Source organism: Erythrobacter mangrovi, assembly GCF_013260645.1.
GTDB lineage: Bacteria > Pseudomonadota > Alphaproteobacteria > Sphingomonadales > Sphingomonadaceae > Qipengyuania > Qipengyuania mangrovi.
Genome location: NZ_CP053921.1, coordinates 2,045,147 through 2,070,016, shown reverse-complemented (window position 1 = coordinate 2,070,016; position 24,870 = coordinate 2,045,147). Strand labels below are relative to the sequence as shown.

The following is a 24,870-nucleotide window of genomic DNA, read 5'->3' as shown; positions in this document are numbered from 1 at the left end:
CCGGACCGGCTTCCGCCCGCTCCAGACAGGGGCGGGCGGTCTGTTCAGGCCGCGATATCGTGCAGAAAGGCGTCGACTTCGTTTTCCAGCTGCGCCAGCTGGCGATGGACTTCCGCGAAGGCGCTTTCGATCTGATTGGCCTGCTCGTCGACGCGCGAGACTGCGGTGCGGATCGAGCCGACGGTGTCGGCCATGGCGCGCGCGGTCATCGCGGTCTCGTCGATCATGCTGGCGATGGTTGTGACCTGTTCCAGCTGGAGATCCATGGTCTGCGCGAAAGTGGCGGTCGATTGCGATACCTGGCCGATGCTCTGCGCGATGACGAGGTTTGCCTGGACCGTGTGGCCGCCCGATGACTGGATCCCGGCGACTTGGCGCACGATTTCGTCGGTCGCCGCTTCGGTCTGGCGGGCCAGCGCCTTGACCTCTTCGGCCACCACCGCGAAGCCGCGTCCGGCCTCGCCGGCGTGAGCCGCCTCGATCGTGGCATTGAGCGCCAGCATGCGGGTCAGGTCGGCGATGCCGCGGATCATGGCGACGACGCTTTCGATTTCGCGGGTGTGCTGGCTCAGCGCCGAGATCACCTCGCTCGCGCCGTCTGCTTCGCGCGCGGCATCCTGGCTGACCCGGCTGATTTCATCGACCGAGTTGCGGGTCCCGTCGATGCTCTCGACCAGTTCGGCGGATTCGCGCGCGGCATTGACCATGACCTGCGCCGATTGTTCCGCCGCCATGGCGATATCCGTTGCATCCGACACCAGTGCATGGGTCGACTGCTTTGCATGGCCAGCGACCTTGGCCATCTGTGCGCCCCGGCGATTGGTCTCGGACACCAATGTGGCGATATTGGTTCGCATGCGCTCGGCGATCGCATTGCGGCGCTCCGCTTCCCGGTAGCGCGCGATGCGGTTGACCCGGGTGACCGCGAGTTCGGTGCCCATGAGATTGACCGCACCTAGAACCCTCAGGCGATGGGCACGGTCCTCCGCGTCGCGGGCATTCTCGACGGCGAGCGCCTGCACACGCGTGAACGACAGGTGCATCAGGCCGATCACGCGATAGGGGTCGGTTTCATTGGCGGTGATCCAGTTGCCGACACCTGCGGCCACTTTCATCCACTGCTCATCGAGCGGTCGCCCGAAATGGGTGATGATGCATTCACGCAGCGCGGCGACCGCGCCCATGACATTGAAGTCGGCGGCGATGGTTCCGTCGGCAACCTGCCCTTCGAGGCGGGCCTGCATCGGCTCCATGATCCAGTCCAGATGCGATTCTACTTCAGACCAGATCTGGGTGAGCAACTGCTCTTCATAGGCACCGATGGCGAAGAACCTCTTCCGTTCTTCGGTGTCTATGCGGTTTTGCGAAATGGTGGCGCGACCCATCGACGAATTATCCTCCCCTTATATTTTGGGAAGGAAGTAGTGCGGCGGATTTACGGGATGGTTAACGCCTGGCCGCAATGTTTCAGGGGCGTTCCTGCCCGCTTCCATGGACGAGATACTTGAAGCTGGTGAGCTGTTCGAGCCCCACCGGTCCGCGGGCGTGCATCTTGCCGGTGGCGATGCCGATTTCGGCGCCCATCCCGAATTCGCCGCCGTCGGCGAACTGGGTGGACGCGTTGTGCATCACGATCGCGCTGTCGATCGCCGCCATGAAGCGGCGCGCGGCCTGCGCGTCCTCCGCCATGATCGCGTCGGTGTGATGCGAGCTGTGCGTATCGACCCAGACGATGGCTTCGTCGAGCCCGTCGACCACCTTCACCGATGCGATGGGGTCGAGATATTCGGTGCCCCAGTCCTCCTCGCTGGCGGGGAGGATGCGGCTGTCCAGCGCAACCGCGTCGGCGTCGCCGCGCAGCTCGCAATCGCCGGCCATGATCGTCGCCAGGCGGGGGATGAAATCCTGCGCCACCGCGCGGTCGACCACGATGCTCTCGGTCGCCCCACACACGCCGGTGCGGCGCAGCTTGGCATTGCGGACCACGCGCGCCGCCTTGTCGAGATCGGCGCTGGCGTGGATATAGGTGTGGCAATTGCCGTCGAGGTGGAGGAGCGTGGGGACCTTGGCCTTGTCGCGCACCAATTCGACCAGCCCGCGCCCGCCGCGGGGGATGACCAGGTCGACATGTTCGACCGCCTCAAGCAGCGCCGTGACGGCTTCACGATCGGGTGTCTGGATCGCCTGCACCGCATTGGCTGGCAGGCCCGCCGCGGTAAGGCCCGCCTGCATGCAGTCGACGATCACGCGGGTCGAATGGCGGCTTTCCGAACCCCCGCGCAGGATCACCGCATTGCCGCTCTTGAGGCACAAGGCGCTGGCATCGGCGCCCACATTGGGGCGCGATTCGTAGATCATGCCGATCACCCCGATCGGCACGGCGATGCGTTCGATTACGAGGCCATTGGGCCGTTCGGTAGTCGCCAGCACGCGACCGACGGGGTCGGGCAGGGCGGCGATATCCTCCAGCGCGGTGGCCATTCCTTCGATGCGGTCAGGAGTCAGTCGCAAGCGGTCGATGAAGCTGTCGGGCTTGCTCCCGGCGACGCTGGCGACATCGCGGTCGTTGGCGGCGATCAGCTCATCGGTCCGCTCGCGCAGCGCCTGCGCGGCGGCGCGTAGTGCAGCGTTCTTGGCTTCGGTGCTCGCCGCGGCAAGACCCCTGGCCGCCTGGCGCGCGCGGCTGCCCAACTCGTGGACGTGGATGCGGGGATCGGGGGTCTGGTCAGTCATGGGGCACTCGTAGGTTCATTGTGGTCGGCGGGAGCTGGGTTCAACGCAACTCGACCGCACGATTGTACGCGGCTTCGAGCGTTTCGCGAAGCCGCTGCGAAAGTTGGCCGTCGCCGTTCAGCGTGGCAAGGCCGGCCGCGGTGGTCCCGCCCTTGCTGGTCACCGAATTGCGCAGCTCGGCGAGGTCGGTGGTGTCATCCGCCAAGGCCATCGCCACCGCACCGTCGATCGTACCGAGCACCATGGCGCGCGCCTCCGTCGGGGTGAAGCCCTGCGTGATCGCGGCTTCGACATAGGCGCGGGCGAACTCAAAGACATAGCCCGGGCCCGAGCCCGAGACGGCCGTGACGTGATCGATCATGTCCTCGTCGTCGACGATGACCGCGGTTCCGGTCCGCTGCATCATCGCCTCGGCATGGGCGAGGGCTGCGCCGGTGGCACCGGGCCCCGCACACACGCCGCTAACCCCCTTGCCCACGGCCGCGGGCAGGTTGGGCATCACGCGTACGACCGGCGCACCACCCAGCAGGCGGGAAAGTCGCGCGATGGAGCACCCGGCCGCGATCGACAGCGCATATCCGCCACCCGCCAGCAATGCTGCGTAGGCGGGCATGACCTCGTCGATCATCTGCGGCTTGATGGCGACGACGACGACATCGAACCGCTCCTCGGAGACGGCCGACCGGTCGCGCACCAGGCGCGCGCCACTAGGCACAGCGTCGAGTATTGGGTCGACGATAGTGAATTCCTCACCACCGCTCATCCAATGCGAAAGAAGAGCGCCACCCATCTTGCCGCATCCGATCATCAAGACTTTAGAGTACTTTATGTCTACATCCCCACTAATAAATCAACAGTAAGTAATGTGTGGTAATTACTACTTTTATATTGCTTGGTATTTCGTTTAGAAAATACCTGAAAGACGTGGTTGTGCACCGCACAAGGGCTACCTAGATTGTGTGCCGTAAATTTCAACCCGAACGGATATTTAAATGTGACTGGAAGACGGAATATTGTTGTCAAAATCGGCTCGGCATTGCTGGCCAACCAGGACTTGCTCACGCCGCGTTTCGGCTTTCTGCAACGGCTGATGGAAGATGTCACGCGCCTGCGCAGCACGGGGGCCCAGGTGATCATTTGTTCGTCGGGTTCGGTAGCACTTGGCTTGCGCATTGTCGGCGAGACGCTGGAAAGTGCGGGCGTGTCCGACAAGCAGGCGGCGGCAGCCTGCGGCATGCCGCTGCTACTCAACGCCTATCGCCAGGTGGGGCACGAGTTCGGATTGGAAATCGCGCAGGTCCTGCTGACGCTGGGGGATTTCGAAGACCATCGCCGCTTTCTCAACACTCGCAATACCGTGCATCGCCTGCTCGAAGCGGGCGTGGTCCCGATCATCAACGAAAACGATTCGATCACCACCGAGGAAATCCGCGTGGGCGACAATGATCGCTTGGCCGCCAAGGTCGCGCAGATGATCGAGGCGAGGGACCTCATTATCCTCACCGGGGTTGACGGACTCTACGATCGCAATCCCGATGATCCGGATGCGCAGTTCGTGCCCGAAGTGGTCGATGTCTCGCAGTACATGGAAGCCACCCGGGGCAAGAGTGTGCTGGGCACGGGCGGCATGGCCACCAAGCTCCAGGCCGCGAACATGGCGCAGGAGGCCGGCTGCACCACCTGGATCGCTCGCGGCGATGCAGACAAGCCGCTGTCGACCGTGTTGGATGGAGAGCGACGGGCCACTCGCATCACGGCGCATCCCGATCCTCAGTCCAGTTGGGACAGCTGGATCACCAACCGCCTGCAGATGGCTGGTAGTCTCGTGGTTTCCGAAGCGGTCGCGGATGAACTGGCGAGCAGGAAGCGCTCCATCCGGCGCGAGGACGTGCTCTCCATGGAAGGCGATTTCACCCGGGGCGACGTGCTCCATGTCTACGATCCGGGAGGGACCGAGCGGGCGCGAGGATTGAGCGATTTTACATCCGAGGAGATCCGGGTCCTGACCCATAATCCCGATACCGATGCGGAGCAGTTGCTGGGCTATCGCACGCATGGGGAGATCGTGCGCAGCGCAAATTTGGTTCCTCTCGAAACGCGCCACCTGTTGTGGGATGCCCCCGAAGCGATCGCTTGACCGACGCCATATGCCGCCGGTCGAAAAAACTTTGGCCCCACTTGAAACCAATTCGGCGCCTGCCCATTATTGCGTGGCGGACCGGGCCCCTCTGGCGGGTGGTCGAAAGACCCCCGTGATGTCGGACCGCATCGGACATGCCGATGCGAGCTGGCGGGCCCCTTTCCCCCCTCCTACCAGCCCTTCGGCCGTATCGGCTGTCCGATCGTTATAGCTTCCAATCGGAGACTACGATGACGGCCCGAATGTTTCGACTGACCCAGATCCACCAGCGGATCGACGAACGCCTGCGCCTGGAACTGCGCAAGCTGCGCCCCGATCGCTTGGAGCTGTCGCGGCTCGCCCACCTCAAGCTGCGCGTCAAGCACGCGCTCAATCGGATTGCGCAGCGTCGCGTGACGGCCTGATGGCGTCGGCGCGTCCAGCGCGGTCGCGGCGGCTCGCCTCCCCCATCGCGATGCCGCCGCGGCTACACAGGGTCCCGGTACAGGGACCGGCAAACAGGGACATGAGATGATGGAATTCCTTACCGCCGACTGGCTCGGTACCCCGGCGTGGTTCTGGGTGGCCTTCCTTGCCATAGTCGCGTTGCTCACGGTGTTCGACCTCGGCGTCCTGCACAAGGAGGACCGCGAGCTCGGGATCAAGGAGAGCCTCAAGCTATCCGCCTTCTACATTACGGTAGCCATGGCCTTCGGTGTCTGGGTGTGGTTCGAGCGTGGCGGCGAGGCCGGGATGGCCTATTTCACCGGCTTCTTCATCGAGAAGGCGCTGTCGATCGACAACGTCTTCGTGATCAGCCTGATCTTCACCTATTTCGCCATTCCGGCGAAGTTCCAGTACCGGGCGCTGCTGTGGGGTATCCTGGCGGTGATCGTTCTGCGCGGGTTGATGATAGCGGGCGGGGCTGCGCTTCTCGCCGAAGCCTATTGGGTGCTGTACATCTTCGCTGCCTTCCTGATCGTAACCGGGATCAAGATGTTCTTTGCCGGCGATGAGCCGATGGACGTGGCGAACAATCCCGCGGTGAAGTTCATCAGCCGCCACATGCGCGTGACGCCCGGACTCCACGACCAGCACTTCTTCGTGAAAGTGGAGGACGAGAAGACAGGCAAGCTGGTTCGCGCGGCGACCCCGCTTTTCCTTGCCTTGGTGGTGATCAACCTGGCCGACCTGGTGTTCGCGCTGGATAGCGTGCCGGCGATCTTTGCGATCACCACCGACACGTTCATCGTCTACACCAGCAACATCTTTGCGATTCTGGGTCTTCGTGCACTCTACTTCGCCCTCGCGGCGATGGTGCATCGTTTCCACTACCTGAAGTATGCCCTGGCCGCGGTACTGGTGTTCATCGGCTCGAAGATCTTCGTCAGCGATTTCCTGCTGAGCGGGGGTAAATTCCCGCCGTGGTTGAGTCTTGCCGTGACCGCAGCGCTGATTGCGGCCGGCGTGCTCTATTCGCTATGGAAGACACGCGGCAAGCCGGAGCCGGACTGGCCGGCACCGCGATGAAGTGGGTAGAATCCGTCGGTTGGGTTAGGCCGCAGCCATTGCGGTGCTAGCTTTGTTCAAGGTGCCCGAAAACTCGGTACCTGTGCTCTGCAATGCCGTGATCGCGGCGACAGCGATCAGCGCAACGATGAGGCCGTATTCAATTGCGGTGGCACCGGAGTCGTCCTTGTAGAATTTCTTCAGGAAAGTCATCATATTAACCCCGTGATGGCTCATCGGCCTGCGACTGGTATCCAAGCTGATCGGTTAGCGTCTGATTTTGGGCTTTGGTTAATGGAACGGAGCCGAGCTCGGCAGGGGACAGGACCGCGAACTTCACTTGGCGTTCAGCAGGGGGCTGGTTATAGGCTTGCCGCATGACGACCCCTTCGCACTCCAAGAACAAGCTGTTCCTCGCCGCATTCGTAGCAGGTGCCAGCGTCCTGAGCGCCGGCTGCGCGAGCCGGGGCGGGGGCGATAACCTCAAGAACACGGCCTATGTCGCTCGCGACGTTGAAACACTTTATGCGGAAGCAAAGCGGCGGCTCGACGGCGGGGCGCCCAAGATTGCGGCAGCCCTGTTCGACGAGGTCGAACGCCAGCATCCCTATTCGCCCTGGGCGCGCCGCGCGCAGTTGATGGGCGCCTTCAGCAACTATGTCGCTCAGGAATACAATCCGGCAATCCAGGCGGCACAACGCTTCCTGTCGATCCATCCGGGCAACAAGGATGCGCCTTACGCCTATTACCTGATCGCGCTCTGCTATTACGAGCAGGTCAGCGATGTGCAGCGCGACCAGAAGATTACCGAGCAGGCGCTAACTGCCTTGCAGGAGGTCAATCGACGTTTTCCGACGACGCAGTACGCCGCCGATGCGCGGCTGAAGATCGACCTTGTGCAGGACCATCTGGCCGGCAAGGAAATGGAAATCGGCCGCTATTACGAGAAGTCGGGCAAGTGGATCGCCGCGCAGATCCGTTTTCAGAACGTTGTCGACAACTACCAGACCACCAGCCACGTTCCCGAAGCGCTTTATCGGCTGACTGAGACCAGCCTGGCGCTGGGCATTCCTTCCGAAGCGGTCAAATACGCCGCTGTGCTGGGAGCCAACTACCCCGGTAGCGAGTGGTACGAAAAGGCTTTCGGTCTCGTGCAGGAGCACGCTGCAGGTGTCAGCGCGACCTGATCCGGCTTCTTGCCATGACTGGCGGTTCAGCGAGCAACTGCTTGCCTGAACAGGGCCCTTCGAAGTTGGAATCGCCCTGGCATAATTGGTTCCGGCCTTCGCTCTTGGCACGGTAGAGCGCCGCGTCGGCGCGCTGGTACAGCTTGCGCCACGACTCTTCGCAGGAAATCACGCCCTCCGACAGGCCAATGCTGACCGTGACCTGCTGGCCGTTCGGCATGGGAGCGGTTCGCACATCCTGGAGCAGCGCCAGGGCGTGAGGCCCGGTTACATTTTCGACGGGACCAAGCAGGGCGAATTCCTCTCCGCCGATCCGGGCGGGCAGCACGCCGGGAATCGCGTGGCTGGCGATGATCTCGGCGATCTCGCAGAGGACCTGGTCGCCCATTTCATGCCCCCACTCATCGTTGATTGCCTTGAAGTGATCGATATCGATGATCATCAACCCGCAATTCGTGTCTTTCAGCGTCGGATGCCGCAGGCGGTCGAAGACGGCACGGCGATTGGCCAGGCCGGTCAGCGGATCGGTATGGGCCTGCTGGCGCGCCTGCTGCTGCAGCGTCAGTAGCTGGATTATGCGCGACTGGTTTGCGCTGATCATGATGTACTGGAAGCCTCCGGCCAAAGCCAGGCTGAGTGCCGCTGCCAGCTCGGCGGGATTGCCGGAGAACATCATCAGTAGCGATATGGGCACCAGGTCGATGACCAGATTGGCGATCGCCCCGATTTTCACGCTCGAGAGACAAAAGGCAGTGGCGATGCCCCCCATGACCAGGATGATGGGGAAATGCATTCGCGCTTCGACCGGGGCGGCAAGCCAGCTGAGGATGCACCAACTGGTGCAGATGAGCGCGCCGAAACAGGAGGAAAGTGAGGATTCGAACAGGAACTTGCGCGCACGCCAGGGCTTGGCATCGAACTGCCAATCGCTGCGCAAGACAAACAAGGAGAAGACGCAATAGCACGCCATCAAAGTGGGCAGGGCATAGCGGACGAAGGGGTGCGCGGCTTCCGCCCCGGCAACCATGGCGATGATCGAATTGATGAACATCGCCCGGAACAACCAGGGCGACTGGCGCTGCAGCTCCTTCGCGGCGTGCACGAAGTAGTCGTCCCGGATCGCATCGGGGAGATCGGGGATCGCCCGGTCGAGCCAGCTCTGAGCTTTCGAAGCCATGCGGCAAGTATTAGTCCGGAAATATCTAAATAACTGCTAATCGATGATTTGTGTAATTTTTGTGCGTTGGGGCCGTTGCGGCGCCGTTTCAGGCGCTGCGGGTGAGGAAGGCAGTGTCCTGCAAGTCTTCGTCATCGCCTGGTTCACCGGAAACCACGCGATTGCGACCATCGCGCTTGGCTGCATAAAGGGCCCGGTCGGCGCTGGAGTAGAGCCTGTTCCAGTCCTCCGAGCTGCGCAATCGCAGCTCGGCCACTCCGATGCTCGCGGTGAGCTGTTCGTCATGCGGCATCATCGCATTGCGGATTTCGGCGAGCAGTTGCAGCGCCAGGGCGGGGTCGAGCACGCTGCTTGGACCGAGCAGGGCAAATTCCTCACCGCCCAGCCGCGCGACATGGATCGATCCGCGGGCATGGCGGGATAATATTGTTGCAAAGGCCTCGAGCACCGTATCGCCGATGGCGTGGCCGAAGCGGTCGTTGATTGCTTTGAAGTTGTCGATGTCGATCACCATCAGGCGGGCGGTTTCCCGCCTCTCGGAAAGCTTCGCGAAGGCCTCCAGCAGGGCACGACGATTGCCGATACCGGTCAGCGGATCGGTCAGTGCCATCGCGCGCGAACGCTGGCGCTCTTCGACCAGCTCCAGCATCAACCGCTGCTGGCGGCCCATCATCAGCAGCAGGAACCCTCCTGCGATGACCAGCATCGCCGCGAACAGCGCGTCCAGCGCAGTGCCGAACAGGAGGAGCGCTGCGATGACCGGCAGTAGCGTGACCGCCAGGGCACCCACCGTGGCCGTTCGAACCGTGCCCAGGCAGTACCCCATCGAAAGCGTGCCGAGCGACATGATCGCCGGGTAATAGATCCTGACTTCGGGCGGGGCGGCTGCCCAGCTCGCCAGGCCCCAGACGCTGCCGATCGCCGCAATGAATGTGCTGACCTTCCAGCCATGGTTGAGCACGCGCCGGGCGACGATCAGAGGCGTTTCGGCCTCTACTCGCTGCCGCAACAGCCATAGACCGGTCAGGCTGAGCACCAGGACCAGGCCGGGAAGGCCCCAGGCAACCAGGTCGCTGGCACCGCGCGGTGCGGCCAGCACGACGAAGGGCAGGCTGAGCAGATAGCCGATGAACATCAGGCTGGCCTGACCTCGCAAATGGCGGGCGGTCAGGCGCACGAAATCGTCGCGCAGATGCGCGGGAACCTGTGGGCTGGCGAGCCCCTCGAGAATCCGTCGCGGGTTCACGCCGATCTGGGTAACGAAAATTGGATAAGCTTAGGTTTACGCGCAGCTGTTTGTATCGAAGATGCGGGCGGTGACGCGCCGCTCGCGCTGCGCTAGAGAATCGAGCGATGCTGACCAGGCTCGCCATCCGCAATATCGTGCTGATCGAAGCGCTCGAGCTCGACTTCGGGCGTGGGCTCGGCGTGCTGACGGGCGAGACGGGGGCAGGCAAGTCGATCCTGCTCGACGCGCTTGGCCTGGTCCTGGGCAATCGTGCCGACAGCGGGCTCGTTCGCGCGGGCGAGGACAAGGCGAGCGTCACCGCCAGCTTCGAATTCGCCGTGCTGCCCGCGGGGATCGCAGATCTGCTCGACGACGCCGACCTCGAGATCGAGGAGGGCGAGCCGCTTATCCTGCGTCGCCAGCTCAAGGCCGACGGCAAGAGCAAGGCCTTCGTCAACGACCAGTCGGTCAGCGCCGGCCTGTTGCGTGAACTCGCACCGTTTCTGGTCGAATTGCACGGCCAGCACGACGATCGCGGCCTGGTCAACCCGCGCGGCCACCGGGCGCTACTCGATCGCTACGCCGGGGCCGAGGCGGGCCGGGTCGAGGAATATTGGCGCAAGTGGCGTCATGCCGAAGACCGGCTGGCCGAGGCGCGCGAGGCCGTCGAAACCGCCAAGGCCGACCAGGACCTTTTGCTCGCGCATCTGGCCGAGCTCACCGCGCTCGAACCGCAAGCCGGCGAAGAGGCGCGGCTCGCTGAAACCCGCTCGTCGATGCAGAAGGGCGAGAAGCTCTCGGGCGATCTCGAGGAACTGCGGCACATCTGGGAGGGTTCGGATTCGCCGCTCGCCGCGCTGCGCGTGGCGGCACGCAGGCTCGACCGGATCGCGCCCGAACATGCGCTATTGGCCGAAGCGCTGGCCGCGCTCGACCGCGCGGTCATCGAAGCGGGGGAGGCGGAGGACAAGCTGCAGGCGGCTGCCGAGGCGCTGGAGTATGACCCGCAGGCGCTCGAGGCGGCGGAGACGCGGTTGTTCGACCTGCGCGCGCTCGCCCGCAAGCATCGCTGCGAGGTCGACGAATTGCCCGAGAAGATGCGCGAATTCCGCAAGGCGCTCGAGACCATCGAAGGCGGTGAGGCAGAGCTCGACGCGCTCGAAGCGGCGGCCAAGGATGCCGGTCAACGCTATCGCGCCGAGGCCGAAGCACTCCATGCCAACCGTGTAGCCGCGGCGCTGCGGCTCGACGAAGCGGTTGCCCGCGAACTGGCTCCGCTCAAGCTAGATGCCGCGCGGTTCCGTACCGCGGTGACCGAACAGCCGGAAGAGCGCTGGGGGGCGCATGGCATCGATACGGTCGAATTCCTCATCGCCACCAATCCCGGTGCGGACTTTGCGCCGCTCAACAAGATTGCCAGCGGCGGCGAACTGTCGCGATTCATCCTCGCGCTCAAGGTCGCCTTGGCCGAGCAGGGCGGCGCGGCGACGGTGATCTTCGACGAGATCGACCGCGGCGTGGGCGGCGCGGTGGCGAGCGCGATCGGCGAACGCCTGGCGCGGTTGGCGGCGGACGGGCAATTGCTCGCGGTGACCCACTCGCCGCAGGTCGCCGCGCGCGGGCGCACGCATTACATGATCGCGAAGTCTTCGGAGGGCACGGTGACCCGCACCGGCGTGGTGCTGCTCGACGAGGCCGGGCGGCAGGAAGAGATCGCCCGCATGCTCAGTGGCGCCGAAGTTACGCCTGAGGCGAGGGCGCAGGCGGACAGGCTGCTGGAAGGGGTTTGACCGGCTCCGGATTCGACCGACGTGAATTCGTCGGATTCTCCGCCGCGGCACTGCTGACGGCTTGCACCACGACGACGGAAGGTACCGGGGCAATGGAAGAACTCTACGGGATCGTCGGCCAGATGAAGGCCGCACCGGGCAAGCGCGCCGAACTGGTTGGCTATCTGCTTGAAGGTACGCAAGGCATGCCGGGTAATCTTGCCTATATCATTGCCGAAGACCTGGCCGATCCCGACGGCATCTGGATTACCGAAGTGTGGCGTTCGAAGGCGGATCACGCCGCCAGCCTGTCGCTCCCCTCGGTGCAGGATGCGATCACCAAGGGGCGGCCTCTCATTGCCGGTTTCGGTACGCGCGTCGAGACACGACCGCTCGGCATGGGCGAGGCTTGACGCCCGGTCAGGCCTCGGCTTCGCGCTGGCTGAGGTAGATCAGCGTCAGCATGGCCATCGCGCCGAACACCCATGAGCCATGGTCGGGTCCCTGGCCATTGGGCATCTGCCACAATTGATAACCTGCCACGGCGATCACCTGGAACAGGCCCCACCAATTGGCGATGGCGCAACCGAGCCCGATCTTCGCCAGTCGCTTGGCCGACTGGAATGCTTCTGTCTTCCCGGTTCGCGCCCGCCACATGGCCCATGCCCCGCGGAAGCAGAAGTAGCCTGCGGCCAGTTCCAGCCCGAACACCAGCGCCATCGCGGCGATCACCAATGCCGGATGCGGCACGGGAAACAGCGTGACCGGATAGGCTTCCTGGCCCTGGTGGCTCGTCACGTAGACGAAGAATTCATAGGCCGCGCCGAGGTTGGCGATATTGTGCGCGACATAGACCAGGGCCATCGACCCGATGATCAGGCAGGCAAGGATCTTGAGATAGCGATCGATCATCGGCTTCCCCCTTCCGATTGTGCGACCTTGAACAGCGGCACTTTTCGCGCCGCGCAGGCTCATGCATAGCCTGCGTCATGGGAATCGACCAAACTGTGCCTGTGGACATGAGCGAAGCCGATGCTGCCAACGAGCTGATGCGGCTGGCCAAGGCGATCGCGTATCACGACCGGCTGTATCACGCCGAAGACACGCCCGAGATCAGCGACCCGGAATATGATGCGCTGGTGCGGCGCAATGCCGCGATCGAGGCTGCGTTCCCGCATCTCGTTCGCGACGACAGCCCATCGCGCAAGGTCGGCTTTGCGATTGCCGCGTCGCCGCTGAGCAAGGTGACGCATGAGGTTCGCATGATGAGCCTCGACAACGCCTTTTCCGCCGAAGAGGTCGAGGAGTGGGTAGCACGCGTGCGGCGCTTCCTTGCCTTGCCCGAGAACGAGGTGATCGCCTTCACCGCGGAGGACAAGATCGATGGCCTGTCCTGTTCTCTGCGCTACGAAAAGGGCGTGCTGGTGCGCGCGGCTACTCGCGGCGACGGTCAGGTTGGCGAGGACGTGACGGCGAACGTTCAGCATATTGCCGACATCCCGAAAATGCTGCGCGGAAATGCGCCCGTTGTGTTCGAGGTGCGCGGCGAGGTCTACATGGAAAAACAGGCCTTTGCCGCGCTCAATGCGGCGCAGCAAGAGGTGGGCGGAAAGCTCTTCGCCAACCCGCGAAATGCTGCGGCGGGCTCGCTGCGGCAAAAGGATGCCAATGTCACCGCGCAGCGCCCATTGCGCTTCTGGGCGCATGGCTGGGGTGCGGCATCCGCCATACCCGGCACGACGCAGCACGGCATGGTCGAGATCCTGCGCGCTTGGGGTTTTCCGATCTCGCCGCTGTTTGTGCAGGTCGATGGGGTCGAAGGCCTGCTGTCGCGCTATGCGGCGATCGGCAGGGCCCGGCCTGACCTGCCCTATGAAATCGACGGGGTGGTCTACAAGGTCGACCGGCTCGACTGGCAGCAGCGGCTTGGTTTCGTCGCCAAGGCGCCGCGCTGGGCACTGGCGCACAAATTTCCCGCCGAGCGCGCGGAAACGACGCTGGAGGCGATCGACATCCAGGTCGGCCGCACGGGCAAGTTGACCCCGGTGGGTCGCCTCGCCCCGGTGCTGGTTGGCGGGGTGACGGTGACCAACGTCACACTGCACAACCGCGACGAGATCGGGCGGCTGGGCGTGCGCCCAGGTGATCGCATCGTGATCCAGCGCGCGGGAGACGTGATCCCGCAAGTGGTCGAGAACCTGACGCGCGATGTGGAGCGCGAGCCATTTGTCTTCCCCGACCACTGCCCGGTTTGCGGCAGCGAGGCCGTAGCCGAGGACGGCGAGGTCGATGTGCGCTGCACCGGCGGGCTGATCTGCAAGGCGCAGCAATTCGAACGGCTCAGGCATTTCGTCAGCCGCGCCGCGCTCGACATCGAGGGCCTGGGCGAAAAGAGCATTGCCGAATTCATGGAGCTGGGCTGGCTCGCCAGCGGGCCGGCGGACATCTTCCGCCTGCGCGACCATCGTGGTGACCTGATCGGGCGAGAGGGCTGGCAGGAAAAGTCGGTCGACAACCTCCTCGCCAGTATCGAGGCGAAGCGGTCGCCCGATGCAGCGCGGTTGCTGTTCGGTCTCGGTATCCGCCACGTCGGCGCGGTGACCGCGCGCGACCTGATGAAGAACTTCCATGAGTTGCCCGTGCTGCGCGCGACTGCCGAAAGGGCGCACGCGGGAGAAGCCGAGGCACTGGCGGCCTTGACCAGCATCGACGGCATCGGTGGTGCGGTGGTCGAGGCGCTGGGTGATTTCTTTCACGAAGAACACAATCGCGCCGTGTGGGACGATCTGCTCAGCGAAGTGACCCCACCGCCCTACATTGTCGAAACTAAGGACAGCGCCGTCGCGGGCAAGACCGTGGTCTTCACCGGCAAGCTCGAAACCATGAGCCGCGACGAGGCCAAGGCGCAGGCCGAACGACTGGGCGCCAAGGCGGCCGGATCGGTGAGCGCCAAGACCGATCTCGTGGTCGCGGGACCGGGCGCAGGGTCGAAGCTCAAGAAGGCTGCCGAACTCGGGATCGAGGTCATCGATGAGGCGGCTTGGGCGGAGATCGTGGCGGCAGCTGGATGACCATGCTCGAGGAACTCCACCCGCTGGCCTTGCGTATTGCCGCCTTGCTGCGCCAGCGGGGTGAGAAGATCGCCGCTGCCGATGGCGCGACCGGCGGGATGATCGCGGCGAGCCTGCTGACGGTGCCCGGTGCGCTCGACTTCTTTGTCGGGGGAGGGGTGGTTTATTCCTTTCGCGCCCGCGATGTCCTGTTTGCCTTGCCGCGCGAGGCCTATGCCGGGATGCGCGGCGCGAGTGAGGACTATGCGCTGCTCCAGGCGCGGGCGATCCGCGACAATTTCGGTGCGCAATGGGGGATTGCGGAGAGCGGATCGGTCGGCGGGTCGAGACATCCCAGCGGCGCGCCGGCCGGCAGCAGCTGCGTTGCCGTGGTCGGGCCGCAGGGCGAGTGGACCCGCGTCACCGAAACCGGAAGCGACGCGCGGATCGCCAATATGGAGGCTTTCACGCGCGCCGCTCTGGGCTTCCTCGAAGAGGTGCTGGGTTAGCTGAGCCAGTCAGGAATGGACCTGGTCAGAGAGCCAGCGCGTCCAGGGCACCGATGCCGCTGCCCAAGGTGGCAAGGGTGGCAAAGGTCGCCATAGCGGCTATCGAAACCACCTCGGCGGGGCGGGCGAAGGTTACCAGGGGCTTCGCGACCTTGCGGAATTCTTCCTTGTAGCGTGGATGCTCGGTGCCCATCCAGCGGTCCCACCAGGTAAAGTAGAGGCCGAAGTTATGGCGTCCTTCGCTGTGGTGAAGGTCGTGGTGGGTGGTGGTGGTCAGCCAGTCGAGCCAGCGTGTATCGACCCACCCGGCCGGATGCACTTCAACTCCGGCATGGCCAATGACGTTGCGCAGGATCATCCACGCGAGGAAGATGAATATCGCAAAGTCGATATAGGCAATACCCATCAGCGAGGTTGCGAGCAGGAACATAGGCATGAAGGCCGCTTCGGTAACACCCTCCCAGGGCGAAAAGCTGTATGCTGCCCAAGGCGTGGGGGTGCGCGACTTGTGGTGGTGCAGGTGCGTGGCGCGGAACAGCTTGCGGTGGTGCAGCGCGCGATGCATCCAGTAGAAGTAGGCATCGTGAGCGATGGTTATCGCGACCAGCTGCAGCAGGAATTGCCCCGGTCCGTAGGTGCCTTCATTGACGGTGATTAGGCCGCCTTCGGCCATCAGGACGGTGGTGAGGCCGGTCAACGCAAAGAAGAAGACCGTACGGAAGGACGAGGTAACCTCGCGAATATAATCCGCGCGGCCGGCGCGGCGTTTCTGGATGCGTCGGGCTTCAGCCCAGCTGCCGGCAAGCCACAGGAGTAGCGACAGCGCGCTGGCAGCGATCAAATAGCGGCCAAGGTCGAAGGTGAAGACGTTTACGAAATGCTCCTGGATACGGCCGATCCAGTATTCTGTGCTCGTGTGTTCCATCATTGTGACTCATGCTTGAGGTGTAGTCCCTGAGCATGGTCTGCATGATTCTCGCCGGGTGTTCTGCGCGGCCGCGAAAAATGTTGGTCGATTCCGGAATCGTTCCGCTTTTTTCAGTTTTGACCGATCGCGAGCCGGCGAAAATCCGTGGGAGTCTGGCCGGTTAGCTCGCGGAAGGCGCGGTTGAAGGTGGGCAGCGAATTGTAGCCAAGATCCATCGCAATGGTCAGCACCGGTAAGTCCACGCGATCGCGATCGGCCAGGATCGCCTTGGCCTCTGCGATGCGCTGCGTGTTGAGGAAGGCCGAGAAGTTGCGATAGCCCAGCCGCCGGTTGATCAGTGCCCGCAGGCGATGTTCGGGCGTGTCGAGCCGTGCGGCCAGTGTGGCGATGGTCAGCCCTTCCGTGCGCCAGAATCCTTCCGCCATCGCCTGCTCGAGCCGTTCTTTGAGAACGATTTCGGAAGGACTCAGTTGGTCCGCAGATCTTTCCGAGCGTGGTTCGCGGACCGTTTCAACCAGCAGTTCGGGATCGGTCTGTAGCAGGACAGATCCGGCGAATACGGTGACCGCAAGGATCGAGAGCGAATTGAGCAGCGTCACCACAGGCAGCGGAGAGTCGGTCCCGAAGATCAGTTCGTAAACCAGGATGCCACTGGCCTGCACCGCCAGCAGTACGGGCAGCCACAGGCGGAATGTCCGGCGCCGCTCGATCAGGTCATCCTCGCGGCCGGACCACGCAGTGAACAGGAGGTCGGCGAGCAGGACCAGCGAAAGGACGTGGATGGCGACAAAACCTAGCGGATCGGTCTGCGGCAGGAAGAATGCGAAGAACCAACTGGCGAGCAGGGCGGCAGCAAACAGGGCAACAAGCCGTGGAGACGGTTCACGCTCGAACAGGAGGCGCGCAAACAGCCAGGTCCAGAAGGGTGTGAACACAGAAAAGATGTCGATCCACAGGCGGATGTCGCGCGACAGGCCAAATTGTGGAGCACTGTTGAGCTGATAGCACGTCGATCCGATCAGCAGGCCGGAGAAGGCTATTCGGATCGGCTTGCGCACATTCCCGCCGAGTATCAGCACCAGGAGCAGCAGGTTTGCCCCGATCGTGACCAGCCGGAGAACGATTTCCCATCCAAGCGCCATGTCGCACGCCTAACGCAAAGCTTGGGCGACTTCTATGCCTTCGCGTGCCTCACCCGGGTCATGTCGTTTCTATCCTCGCGCGACAGCGGTATTCCCGCTAGGGAAAGCTAGATAAATAAGGGGGTTGGGGCATGTTTCGTACAATCAGGAACATTCAGGCGCGGCGCGCAATTGCGCGGGCAGAGGGTGTAGAAGGTCCGCGCCGGATCTATTCATGGATCCACGTATTTCGTGGCGAGGCCAATGCCCGCATCCCGTCCGACCCCGGGAAACTGGCCGACGACATGGTCCAGGGGCTCTATAGCTGCGTCGGCAAGTCCCACTCCTATAACGGAGTGCAGATAGTGCCTGGCGTCAATGCCATGATCATGAGCGAAGGCGGGCTCAAGCACACCGCCTATGATCCCGTGACAGGTATCGCCACGGTTGGCGCGTCGGTCTCGGTTCGCGAACTCAAGGAGTTCCTGCTCACCCATGATCGGCGCCTGATCAACTCGGGCAATTACATGGCGCAGACCGTGGTTGGTGCGCTTGCGACCGGTACGCATGGATTCGGGGAACGCGGGGTGATGGCCGACGCGGTGGTCGGTCTGACCTTCCTCGACGGGGCGGGCCAGCGGGTCACACTGAAGCGCGGCGATCCGGATTTTGCCTACGTCGCACTGTCCTTCGGGACGATCGCCCCGATCATCGAGCTGCAGATCGAGACGGTACCGGTGGAGGCCTTCATCTCCACCAGCCACATCAATCGCCTGTCCAAGCTGCGCGAGCTGCAGCAAGGGACGATCGCATCCAACTGGGCCGTGCTGCCGTACTCCGATCTCGAGGACCCAGTGATGATGCTGCATACGCTGGCGCCATGCCATGCGGCGGCGCGGAGGGCGAATGTGCGCAAGGGCGGCGGTCTGCTGGGACCGATCGCAAACTGGATCATTGGGCGCTACCAGTGGCTCGACAAGTGGGTGCCCCCCATGCGCCGCCCGCTCCAACGCCTGATCAACCGGCTCAAGATCGTCCGCCGCGACCAGATCCAGACCGACCCGCGCGACATGGATTATCTCTACGACCCAACGCCGGGGCTCGCGGGTGACCGCCCGCCGAATATCCTGCGCGGCTGCTTCTCGACGACGTTCACGGGCTACAACCTCGCTTTCTTCGTACCGTTGGAGAAGGCCCCCGCCGTGGTGAAGTTCATCATGCGCGAGGCTGACGACCTGCGCGACCTGGGATTCTACCTCAAGGGTATCATCTCGGTGCGCGAGCTGACCGGAACGACTCCGCTGGTGTTCGGCGCCAACCACCGCGAACCCGTGGCGGCAATCGACCTCTTCGCCGATCCGAGAGATTATGCCTGGCTCGAACGGCTGCAGAGGCTGGTGCTGCAATATGAACCCGCCACGCGACCGCACTTCGGCAAGAGCGCACTGATGCCGGAGTTCCGCGACGCACTGGGCCAGGCCGAACTGGCGCGACTGATGAATATCCATCGCACGCACTACCCGCAGAAGAACCTGATGTTCAGCGAACGCGTGCGCGCCTTCCTCGATGTGGGCAGGCCGCTGGCCGGCCTTGCGGCGGCTGACTCGGGCCTGGTGAACTAAGCCGTGGCGGTTTCCTGCTCGCCCGACGGGGCGGGGGAAATGATGCCATAGGGAACCCGTGCCCAGGCCCGTTCGTGGACGAAGTAAAGCGCGAGCTTGGTGAGGACTTCCATCCCACCGATCGATACGGCGGTGGCGACATTGCCGGTAAAGATCCAGGCAAGCACCATGGTATCGAGCGATGCGAGCACACGCCAGGTCGCCGTTTTGGTGGTCGAGCGCCGGTAGCTCTCGATCCGGCGGTGGCCCTTGAGCACGATCCCCCAACGCAGCTTTTCCCAGCCATGTTCATGGAGATAGTACAGCACCATCTTCGTCGCCACTTCGGTGATGGCAATGGTGCTTGCCGCCTTGATTGCTTCGCCCCGGTCGTGTTCGAGACCGAACAATGGCCCGAGGAAGGTGATCAGCAGGAACGAAAGCACCAACGTGTCGATCGAGCCGAGGATGCGCCAGGAAACGGCCTTGGCGAGATGCCTGCTGTGCGTCACCCGCGGGAAATGGCTGGGCGCCAGTGCTGGGCTTTCAGGTCCGAAAATCGGCGGCTCGGCTGTTTCGCGCATCCGCGCAAAATACCGATCGGCATCGGAAATTGTCTACAAAAATTGCTGCCAGATGAACAAGATCACCTAGTGTAACCCTGCGTGAGAGGGGCGGGACCCTAGCGTACCCGGCTCTTGCGCAGCCACAGGATCGACCAGTCGCCGTTGACCAGGCGCTGTGCCAGGCGAAAGCCATGCCGGCGGTAGGCGTGCCGTACGCGCTGCTCCTGCGTCTCGAGAAGACCGGCCAGCAAAAGGTTGCCGCCAGCGGGGATGGCCGCCGCGAATCCGGCGGCGAGTTCGACGAGCGGCCCCGCCAGGATATTGGCGATAAACAAGTCGTAGGGCCCGCGGGCCTGCAACAGCGGATGGGCCATGCCGCCGGCGATGACCATCGTCAATTCGCCGCCACGACCGCCCATAACGACCCCGTTGAGGGCGGCATTGTCTGCGACCACTCCGGTGCAGACCGGGTCAATGTCCGAAGCTGTGGCCAGCGCATGCGGCCACAGGTGGAGCGCCGCAAAGGCCAGCAGGCCGGTGCCCGTTCCGATATCTGCGATATTGCGCGCGACCACGCCTTCACGCCGCATCAGATCGAGCATCGCAAGGCAGCCGGCGGTGGTGGCATGCTGGCCGGTCCCGAAAGCCTGGCTCGCCGGGATAACGAAGTCGACCAGCTCAGGGTCGGGTTCATGGTCGGGCGTGCGCACGTGAAAGCGCCCCGCACGGATCGGTTCGACGCCTTTCTGGCTTTCGGTCACCCAGTCGGTGTTGGGTAGTTTCTCGCTGCGCAGGTCCGGCGCCGTGCCCGCGAACAGGGTGGCCACGCGCCGCACGTCGGCGGCAGTGGGCTTGCGGTCGAGATAGACCTCCAAGGTCCAGTCCTCGGGCAGGTGATCGGCAATCTCCATCCCGGTGACTACCCAGTCATCGGGAAAATCGAGCGCCTCCTCATGCGCGACCAGCGCCGCTCGGGCCTCGTCCTTCGAGCATTCAGCGACGATTTTCCATGCGGTCATGGCGCAGTCTCATCCGCCAGCCGCTTGTCCAAGCGCGCTTCGATGGTGTTGGCGTATTCGGTGCAGGCTAGGCTGACCCCGCGCCGCAGACCTGTTGCCACGATGCGTTCGGGCATTTTGCTCGCCGAAGGATGTGGCGTCATCAGTAAACAGCGTCCGAAGCTGCGAATGGTCTCAATCCCCTTTCGATAGCTCTCGACATATTCGGGATGGTCCGAAAACTTATAGCTGTCCGAACTTATTGGGCTGAGGCTGTCAGCATAGACCATGAGCTCACCCGTATCACGATCTATCTCGAGCCATGACCAGCTTAGCGCACCCGGTGAATGGCCTGGCGTTGGCAGCGAGTGGATTTCGCGTCCGCCTATCGAAAGCACTTCTTGGTCAGATAAGAGGCGAATTTCTCCTATGACCGCAGGGAACGATGGGTGATGCGAATGCACCTGTGGATCATCCTCGCTTGGTTTCCCAGACCGCAAGACCGTTGAAGTAGGAGCATTGGCGAGAATTGTTGCTCCGGTTGCAGCCTGTAACCGGGCGATCCCGCCTACGTGATCGAAATGCTCGTGACTGGTGAGTAGGTACTTAACGTCGTGAGGGTCGAACCCCAGTTTCTTGATATTCGCGATCACGACTTGCGCGCCCGTGTCGGTGCCGCTGTCGATCAGGACATGCCCGCTGTCGCTGACCAGCAGAAGCGACGTGATGCCGCATGTGCCGACGTAATAGACACCGCCATATATCTGGTAAGGCGGACCGGGCTTGTCCCATTCATCCCAGTCCTCGCAAGTGGTCTTCCACGATAGCGGCTCCGTTTCCGCCCAGGGTACTCCGGGTGCTGAAATGGGGCGCACCGCTGCACAACCCAGCATTCCTGCCGCGCACAAGGCGATCCCTGCGATCCTAGCGAACATAGCTTGCTCCATTCAGGTCGAGGGTGGCGCCGGTCATGCTCGGCGGGGCGTCGAGTGCACACCATGCGATCGCTTCGGCGATCTCTTCGGGGGATGCGACTCGTCCTAGCGGGATGTCCGCCAGCAGGCCGGGACCGCCCCGGCTGGCGAGATAATCGCCCGCCATGGCCGTATCGGTGAAGCCGGGCGTGATCGCGAAGCTGAGGATGCCCTCAGCCGCATATTGCCGGGCGATGGTCTTGTGCATCGCCAGCATGCCGCCCTTGCTTGCGGCATAGTGCCAGTGCGCCGGGGAATCGCCGCGGTGCCCGGCGCGGCTGGCGACATGGACGATGCGCCCGCCGGTTCCGCGTTGCTGCCAGTGCCGCACCGCGAAGCGACTCAGTTGTGCTGCGGCGGTCAGGTTGATCCGCATCGTCTCTTCCCAGGCGTCGAGCCATTCGATGTCCGACGAATCGAGCGGGCTGGCGACGAACATGCCGGCATTGTTGACCAGCACGTCGATCGCCCCGCCGGCCCGGGCGAGCGCAGCCTCCCAAAGCTCCTGCGGCGCGCCGGGGTCGGAGAAGTCGGCTGGGACGGAGTCGACCGCCGTGCTGCGAGTCGCCTGGCCGATGACCTTTGCGCCCCGAGCTTCGAGCGCAGACTTGGTCGCTGCGCCTATACCGCGCGACGAACCAGTGAGAAGGATGCTTGTCATGAACGCGCTATTCGAAAATTTGCAGGCTTTGTCGAGGCCGCCTGCCTTGCACGGCGCGTCATCTTCGCTAAGGGAAGGCCTCCAATTCCAAGAACCGGACGAGACATATGGCAAACCGGCCAATCGCACCGCACCTGCAAATCTGGAAATGGGGTCCGCACATGGCGGTCTCGATCCTCCACCGCGCTACCGGGGATGGCCTGGCCATCGTCGGGTTGGGCGTGCTGCTGTGGTGGCTAGGTGCAATGGCTTCGGGTGAAGCCGCCTACACGCTGTTCCAGGAAACGATGGGATCGCCTGTCGGGCTGGTCGTGCTGGTTGGCCTGTCCTGGGCTTTCTTCACCCACATGATGAGCGGGCTGCGCCACTTCGTCCTGGATATCGGTGCGGGCTATGAACTCGACACCAACAAGGCCTGGTCGATCCTCGCCCCGGTTATCGCAATCCTCCTCACCGCCGGTTTCTGGGCGGTGATCATGCTTCGTTGAAGGTCAGAACCCATGGGTAACGGAACCTCGATCGGACGTGTGCGCGGGCTTGGCTCGGCGCACCACGGCGCGCACCACTGGCTGGTCCAGCGCTTCACCGCCATCGGCAATCTCGTGCTGATGCTGTTTCTCGTGATCAGCCTCGCGCTGCAGCCGAATTATTCCTACGCAACGATGACCGGCTGGGCATCGCAGACGCTGCCCGCGACTGCGCTGGCATTGCTGGTCGTTTCGGTCTTCTGGCACGCGCGTCTCGGCCTGCAGGTGCTGGTCGAAGACTACGTTCCCAATTCGGGTACCCGTTTCGGCGTACTCGCCCTGCTCAACCTCGCAACCATCGGCGGCGGCGCTTTCGGGGTCGTTTCGATCGCCCGCCTCGCCCTTGGAGGAGCCGCCTGATGGCCCGCAACGCAACCTTCGAAATCGGCGGCCGCGCATATCCGATCGTCGATCATACCTATGACACAGTCGTCGTCGGCGCGGGCGGATCCGGCCTGCGTGCCACGATGGGTTCGGCCGAAGCCGGGCTCAAGACGGCCTGCATCACCAAGGTTTTCCCGACCCGCTCGCACACCGTTGCGGCGCAGGGCGGTATCGCCGCTTCGCTGGGCAACAATTCGCCCGACCACTGGTCGTGGCACATGTTCGATACCGTCAAGGGTTCCGACTGGCTGGGTGACCAGGACGCGATCGAATACATGGTGCGCGAAGCACCGCAGGCGGTCTACGAACTCGAGCACGCAGGCGTGCCCTTCAGCCGCAATACCGATGGTACGATCTATCAGCGCCCCTTCGGCGGCCACATGCAGAACATGGGCGAAGGCCCGCCGGTGCAGCGCACCTGCGCCGCTGCAGACCGCACCGGCCACGCCATGCTGCACGCGCTCTACCAGCAGAGCCTGAAATACGCTGCGGACTTCTTCGTCGAGTATTTCGCGCTCGACCTGATCATGAAGGATACGCCCGGCGGCAAGGTCTGCGTCGGCGTGATCGCCATGTGCCTCGATGATGGCACCATCCACCGTTTCCGCTCGAAGGCCGTGGTGCTCGCCACCGGCGGCTATGGCCGCTGCTATTTCACCGCGACCAGCGCGCATACCTGCACCGGTGACGGCGGCGGCATGGTGCTGCGCGCCGGCCTGCCGATGCAAGACATGGAATTCGTGCAGTTCCACCCTACCGGCATCTACGGCGCAGGCGTGCTGATCACCGAAGGTGCGCGCGGCGAAGGCGGCTATCTCACCAATTCCGAGGGCGAGCGGTTCATGGAACGCTATGCCCCCAGCGCGAAGGACCTCGCCAGCCGTGACGTCGTGTCGCGTTCGATGGCCTTGGAAATGCGCGAAGGGCGCGGTGTGGGCCCGGAAAAGGACCACATCTACCTGCACCTCGATCACATCGATCCCAAGATCCTCGCCGAACGCCTCCCGGGCATTACCGAAAGCGGCAAGATCTTCGCCGGCGTCGACCTGACGGTGCAGCCGCTGCCGGTCACGCCGACGGTGCACTACAACATGGGCGGCATCCCCTGTAACTATCACGGCGAAGTGATGGCCGGCGATCCGAACGATCCGGAAAAGATCGTCCCCGGCCTGTTCGCAGTGGGCGAAGCGGCCTGTGTTTCGGTCCATGGCGCCAACCGCCTCGGTTCGAACTCGCTGATCGATCTCGTGGTGTTCGGCCGCGCAACCGGCCATCGTCTCAAGGAGATCATCACTCCGGGCACTGCGCATGACGAGTTGCCGGGCGATAGCGCCGATCTGGCGCTGACCCGCCTCGATCACTTCCGCCATGCCGCGGGTGGCTCGCCCACCGCGCAGGTGCGTGCGGAAATGCAGAAGACCATGACCAGGCACGCCGCCGTGTTCCGCGATAGCGCGCTGCTCAGCGAAGGCGTCACCCGCCTGGCCGAGATCAACAAGCGAATGCAGGACATCTCGGTGACCGACCGCTCGCTGATCTGGAACAGCGACCTGATCGAAACGCTCGAACTCGACAATCTCATGGCGCAGGCAAACGTCACCATGGCGAGCGCCGAAAACCGCAAGGAAAGCCGCGGCGCCCACGCGCACGAGGATTTCCCCGAGCGTGACGACAAGAACTGGATGAAGCACACCATCACCTGGTTCGAAGGCTGGGGCGGCAATGGCGGCGGGGTGAAGATCGATTACCGCCCGGTGCACGAATACACGCTCACCGACGACGTCGAGTACATCAAGCCGAAGAAGCGGGTCTACTAGTAGGCAGGGGAG

General features: G+C 63.5%; 25 protein-coding genes. 12 read left to right on the top strand and 13 right to left on the bottom strand.

From position 1 onward, the window contains the following. Positions 1–44 precede the first annotated feature (44 nt). From HQR01_RS10540 to HQR01_RS10530, 3 genes are all read right to left on the bottom strand, one after another. Complete coding sequence (locus HQR01_RS10540) at positions 45–1,385, bottom strand: methyl-accepting chemotaxis protein (RefSeq protein ID WP_173214829.1); 1,341 nt, start codon at positions 1,383–1,385, stop codon at positions 45–47. 82 nt (positions 1,386–1,467) lie between these two features. After that, a complete protein-coding gene (locus HQR01_RS10535) occupies positions 1,468–2,733 on the bottom strand; it encodes a glutamate-5-semialdehyde dehydrogenase (RefSeq protein ID WP_173214828.1) in 1,266 nt (421 codons plus the stop codon). Positions 2,734–2,773: 40 nt separating this feature from the next. Further along, positions 2,774–3,541 carry a pyrroline-5-carboxylate reductase family protein gene (locus HQR01_RS10530; protein WP_173216333.1) on the bottom strand — a complete coding sequence of 256 codons (768 nt, stop codon included), beginning with the start codon at positions 3,539–3,541 and terminating at the stop codon, positions 2,774–2,776. A gap of 186 nt (positions 3,542–3,727) precedes the next feature. Between HQR01_RS10530 and proB the strand changes: the two genes are divergently transcribed. The 3 genes from proB (at position 3,728) to HQR01_RS10515 (ending at position 6,382) form a co-directional block, all read left to right on the top strand. Beyond that, positions 3,728–4,870 (top strand): glutamate 5-kinase, encoded by a 1,143-nt coding sequence (proB, locus tag HQR01_RS10525; RefSeq protein ID WP_173214827.1) that lies wholly within the window; start codon positions 3,728–3,730, stop codon positions 4,868–4,870. 245 nt (positions 4,871–5,115) lie between these two features. After that, positions 5,116–5,277: a hypothetical protein gene (locus tag HQR01_RS10520; protein WP_173214826.1), complete on the top strand. Its 162-nt coding sequence runs from the start codon at positions 5,116–5,118 to the stop codon at positions 5,275–5,277. Positions 5,278–5,386: 109 nt separating this feature from the next. Further along, positions 5,387–6,382: a TerC family protein gene (locus HQR01_RS10515; protein ID WP_173216331.1), complete on the top strand. Its 996-nt coding sequence runs from the start codon at positions 5,387–5,389 to the stop codon at positions 6,380–6,382. Between the two features lie 24 nt (positions 6,383–6,406). Here the strand turns inward: HQR01_RS10515 and HQR01_RS10510 are convergent, their stop codons facing one another. Then, entirely contained in the window at positions 6,407–6,574 is a 168-nt protein-coding gene (locus HQR01_RS10510; RefSeq protein ID WP_173216329.1) for a Flp family type IVb pilin, read from the bottom strand. Positions 6,575–6,738: 164 nt separating this feature from the next. Between HQR01_RS10510 and HQR01_RS10505 the strand changes: the two genes are divergently transcribed. Further along, the gene (locus tag HQR01_RS10505) at positions 6,739–7,548 is read left to right on the top strand and encodes an outer membrane protein assembly factor BamD (protein ID WP_173214825.1); all 810 of its coding nucleotides are present in this window, start codon (positions 6,739–6,741) and stop codon (positions 7,546–7,548) included. Here the strand turns inward: HQR01_RS10505 and HQR01_RS10500 are convergent. Then, positions 7,535–8,725 (bottom strand): GGDEF domain-containing protein, encoded by a 1,191-nt coding sequence (locus HQR01_RS10500; RefSeq protein WP_173214824.1) that lies wholly within the window; start codon positions 8,723–8,725, stop codon positions 7,535–7,537. The two genes, HQR01_RS10505 and HQR01_RS10500, sit on opposite strands and share 14 nt — an antisense overlap. A gap of 88 nt (positions 8,726–8,813) precedes the next feature. Further along, a complete protein-coding gene (locus tag HQR01_RS10495) occupies positions 8,814–9,971 on the bottom strand; it encodes a GGDEF domain-containing protein (RefSeq protein WP_173214823.1) in 1,158 nt (385 codons plus the stop codon). Positions 9,972–10,078: 107 nt separating this feature from the next. Here HQR01_RS10495 and recN point away from each other — a divergent pair, with 107 nt between their 5' ends. Both recN and HQR01_RS10485 read left to right on the top strand, forming a co-directional pair. Further along, positions 10,079–11,743 carry a DNA repair protein RecN gene (gene recN / locus HQR01_RS10490; RefSeq protein WP_173214822.1) on the top strand — a complete coding sequence of 555 codons (1,665 nt, stop codon included), beginning with the start codon at positions 10,079–10,081 and terminating at the stop codon, positions 11,741–11,743. Continuing rightward, positions 11,740–12,135 (top strand): putative quinol monooxygenase, encoded by a 396-nt coding sequence (locus tag HQR01_RS10485; RefSeq protein WP_234030134.1) that lies wholly within the window; start codon positions 11,740–11,742, stop codon positions 12,133–12,135. The genes recN and HQR01_RS10485 overlap by 4 nt, the downstream gene beginning before the upstream one ends. Positions 12,136–12,142: 7 nt before the next feature. Here HQR01_RS10485 and HQR01_RS10480 read toward each other — a convergent pair whose 3' ends face one another. Then, positions 12,143–12,634 carry a DUF2165 family protein gene (locus tag HQR01_RS10480; RefSeq protein WP_173214821.1) on the bottom strand — a complete coding sequence of 164 codons (492 nt, stop codon included), beginning with the start codon at positions 12,632–12,634 and terminating at the stop codon, positions 12,143–12,145. A 77-nt stretch (positions 12,635–12,711) separates the two neighbouring features. Between HQR01_RS10480 and ligA the strand changes: the two genes are divergently transcribed. Continuing rightward, positions 12,712–14,793 carry an NAD-dependent DNA ligase LigA gene (gene ligA / locus HQR01_RS10475; protein ID WP_173214820.1) on the top strand — a complete coding sequence of 694 codons (2,082 nt, stop codon included), beginning with the start codon at positions 12,712–12,714 and terminating at the stop codon, positions 14,791–14,793. Beyond that, positions 14,763–15,281, top strand: a complete 519-nt coding sequence (locus tag HQR01_RS10470; RefSeq protein WP_234030133.1) for a CinA family protein — start codon at positions 14,763–14,765, stop codon at positions 15,279–15,281. Before ligA ends, HQR01_RS10470 begins: the two co-directional genes overlap by 31 nt. Positions 15,282–15,306: 25 nt before the next feature. On the opposite strand, the gene HQR01_RS10465 is transcribed toward HQR01_RS10470, so the two are convergent. Together HQR01_RS10465 and HQR01_RS10460 are read right to left on the bottom strand one after the other, a co-directional pair. Beyond that, entirely contained in the window at positions 15,307–16,209 is a 903-nt protein-coding gene (locus tag HQR01_RS10465) for a sterol desaturase family protein (protein WP_173214819.1), read from the bottom strand. Positions 16,210–16,319: 110 nt separating this feature from the next. Continuing rightward, a complete protein-coding gene (locus tag HQR01_RS10460) occupies positions 16,320–17,351 on the bottom strand; it encodes a helix-turn-helix domain-containing protein (RefSeq protein WP_173214818.1) in 1,032 nt (343 codons plus the stop codon). A 131-nt stretch (positions 17,352–17,482) separates the two neighbouring features. Between HQR01_RS10460 and HQR01_RS10455 the strand changes: the two genes are divergently transcribed. After that, entirely contained in the window at positions 17,483–18,952 is a 1,470-nt protein-coding gene (locus HQR01_RS10455) for an FAD-binding protein (RefSeq protein WP_173214817.1), read from the top strand. Here the strand turns inward: HQR01_RS10455 and HQR01_RS15260 are convergent. The 4 genes from HQR01_RS15260 to HQR01_RS10435 form a co-directional block, all read right to left on the bottom strand. Continuing rightward, positions 18,949–19,515: a DUF2061 domain-containing protein gene (locus HQR01_RS15260; protein WP_173214816.1), complete on the bottom strand. Its 567-nt coding sequence runs from the start codon at positions 19,513–19,515 to the stop codon at positions 18,949–18,951. The genes HQR01_RS10455 and HQR01_RS15260 overlap by 4 nt on opposite strands. 98 nt (positions 19,516–19,613) lie before the next feature. Continuing rightward, a complete protein-coding gene (locus HQR01_RS10445; RefSeq protein ID WP_173214815.1) occupies positions 19,614–20,516 on the bottom strand; it encodes a 50S ribosomal protein L11 methyltransferase in 903 nt (300 codons plus the stop codon). Next, a complete protein-coding gene (gene bla / locus HQR01_RS10440; RefSeq protein ID WP_173214814.1) occupies positions 20,513–21,430 on the bottom strand; it encodes a subclass B3 metallo-beta-lactamase in 918 nt (305 codons plus the stop codon). Before bla ends, HQR01_RS10445 begins: the two co-directional genes overlap by 4 nt. After that, positions 21,420–22,130, bottom strand: coding sequence for an SDR family NAD(P)-dependent oxidoreductase (locus HQR01_RS10435; protein WP_173214813.1), 711 nt, complete (start codon positions 22,128–22,130; stop codon positions 21,420–21,422). The genes bla and HQR01_RS10435 overlap by 11 nt, the downstream gene beginning before the upstream one ends. A gap of 107 nt (positions 22,131–22,237) precedes the next feature. Between HQR01_RS10435 and sdhC the strand changes: the two genes are divergently transcribed. From sdhC to sdhA, 3 genes are read left to right on the top strand one after another with little or no spacing between them, the layout of a single operon-like run. Further along, positions 22,238–22,618, top strand: a complete 381-nt coding sequence (gene sdhC, locus HQR01_RS10430; RefSeq protein WP_173214812.1) for a succinate dehydrogenase, cytochrome b556 subunit — start codon at positions 22,238–22,240, stop codon at positions 22,616–22,618. Between the two features lie 12 nt (positions 22,619–22,630). Then, on the top strand, positions 22,631–23,017 hold the full coding sequence (sdhD, locus tag HQR01_RS10425; protein WP_173214811.1) for a succinate dehydrogenase, hydrophobic membrane anchor protein: 387 nt from the start codon (positions 22,631–22,633) through the stop codon (positions 23,015–23,017). Further along, a complete protein-coding gene (gene sdhA / locus HQR01_RS10420; RefSeq protein ID WP_173214810.1) occupies positions 23,017–24,858 on the top strand; it encodes a succinate dehydrogenase flavoprotein subunit in 1,842 nt (613 codons plus the stop codon). Before sdhD ends, sdhA begins: the two co-directional genes overlap by 1 nt. Positions 24,859–24,870 lie beyond the last annotated feature (12 nt).

Excerpts from the sequence above, each read along its gene's own strand:
- HQR01_RS10540 (WP_173214829.1), bottom strand. The coding sequence starts at position 1,385 with ATGGGTCGCGCCACCATTTCGCAAAACCGCATAGACACCGAAGAACGG.
- HQR01_RS10535 (WP_173214828.1), bottom strand. The coding sequence starts at position 2,733 with ATGACTGACCAGACCCCCGATCCCCGCATCCACGTCCACGAGTTGGGC.
- HQR01_RS10530 (WP_173216333.1), bottom strand. The coding sequence starts at position 3,541 with ATGATCGGATGCGGCAAGATGGGTGGCGCTCTTCTTTCGCATTGGATG.
- HQR01_RS10520 (WP_173214826.1), top strand. The coding sequence starts at position 5,116 with ATGTTTCGACTGACCCAGATCCACCAGCGGATCGACGAACGCCTGCGC.
- HQR01_RS10515 (WP_173216331.1), top strand. The coding sequence starts at position 5,387 with ATGGAATTCCTTACCGCCGACTGGCTCGGTACCCCGGCGTGGTTCTGG.
- HQR01_RS10510 (WP_173216329.1), bottom strand. The coding sequence starts at position 6,574 with ATGACTTTCCTGAAGAAATTCTACAAGGACGACTCCGGTGCCACCGCA.
- HQR01_RS10505 (WP_173214825.1), top strand. The coding sequence starts at position 6,739 with ATGACGACCCCTTCGCACTCCAAGAACAAGCTGTTCCTCGCCGCATTC.
- HQR01_RS10500 (WP_173214824.1), bottom strand. The coding sequence starts at position 8,725 with ATGGCTTCGAAAGCTCAGAGCTGGCTCGACCGGGCGATCCCCGATCTC.
- recN (WP_173214822.1), top strand. The coding sequence starts at position 10,079 with ATGCTGACCAGGCTCGCCATCCGCAATATCGTGCTGATCGAAGCGCTC.
- HQR01_RS10480 (WP_173214821.1), bottom strand. The coding sequence starts at position 12,634 with ATGATCGATCGCTATCTCAAGATCCTTGCCTGCCTGATCATCGGGTCG.
- ligA (WP_173214820.1), top strand. The coding sequence starts at position 12,712 with ATGGGAATCGACCAAACTGTGCCTGTGGACATGAGCGAAGCCGATGCT.
- HQR01_RS10465 (WP_173214819.1), bottom strand. The coding sequence starts at position 16,209 with ATGATGGAACACACGAGCACAGAATACTGGATCGGCCGTATCCAGGAG.
- HQR01_RS10460 (WP_173214818.1), bottom strand. The coding sequence starts at position 17,351 with ATGGCGCTTGGATGGGAAATCGTTCTCCGGCTGGTCACGATCGGGGCA.
- HQR01_RS10455 (WP_173214817.1), top strand. The coding sequence starts at position 17,483 with ATGTTTCGTACAATCAGGAACATTCAGGCGCGGCGCGCAATTGCGCGG.
- HQR01_RS15260 (WP_173214816.1), bottom strand. The coding sequence starts at position 19,515 with ATGCGCGAAACAGCCGAGCCGCCGATTTTCGGACCTGAAAGCCCAGCA.
- HQR01_RS10445 (WP_173214815.1), bottom strand. The coding sequence starts at position 20,516 with ATGACCGCATGGAAAATCGTCGCTGAATGCTCGAAGGACGAGGCCCGA.
- bla (WP_173214814.1), bottom strand. The coding sequence starts at position 21,430 with ATGTTCGCTAGGATCGCAGGGATCGCCTTGTGCGCGGCAGGAATGCTG.
- HQR01_RS10435 (WP_173214813.1), bottom strand. The coding sequence starts at position 22,130 with ATGACAAGCATCCTTCTCACTGGTTCGTCGCGCGGTATAGGCGCAGCG.
- sdhC (WP_173214812.1), top strand. The coding sequence starts at position 22,238 with ATGGCAAACCGGCCAATCGCACCGCACCTGCAAATCTGGAAATGGGGT.
- sdhD (WP_173214811.1), top strand. The coding sequence starts at position 22,631 with ATGGGTAACGGAACCTCGATCGGACGTGTGCGCGGGCTTGGCTCGGCG.
- sdhA (WP_173214810.1), top strand. The coding sequence starts at position 23,017 with ATGGCCCGCAACGCAACCTTCGAAATCGGCGGCCGCGCATATCCGATC.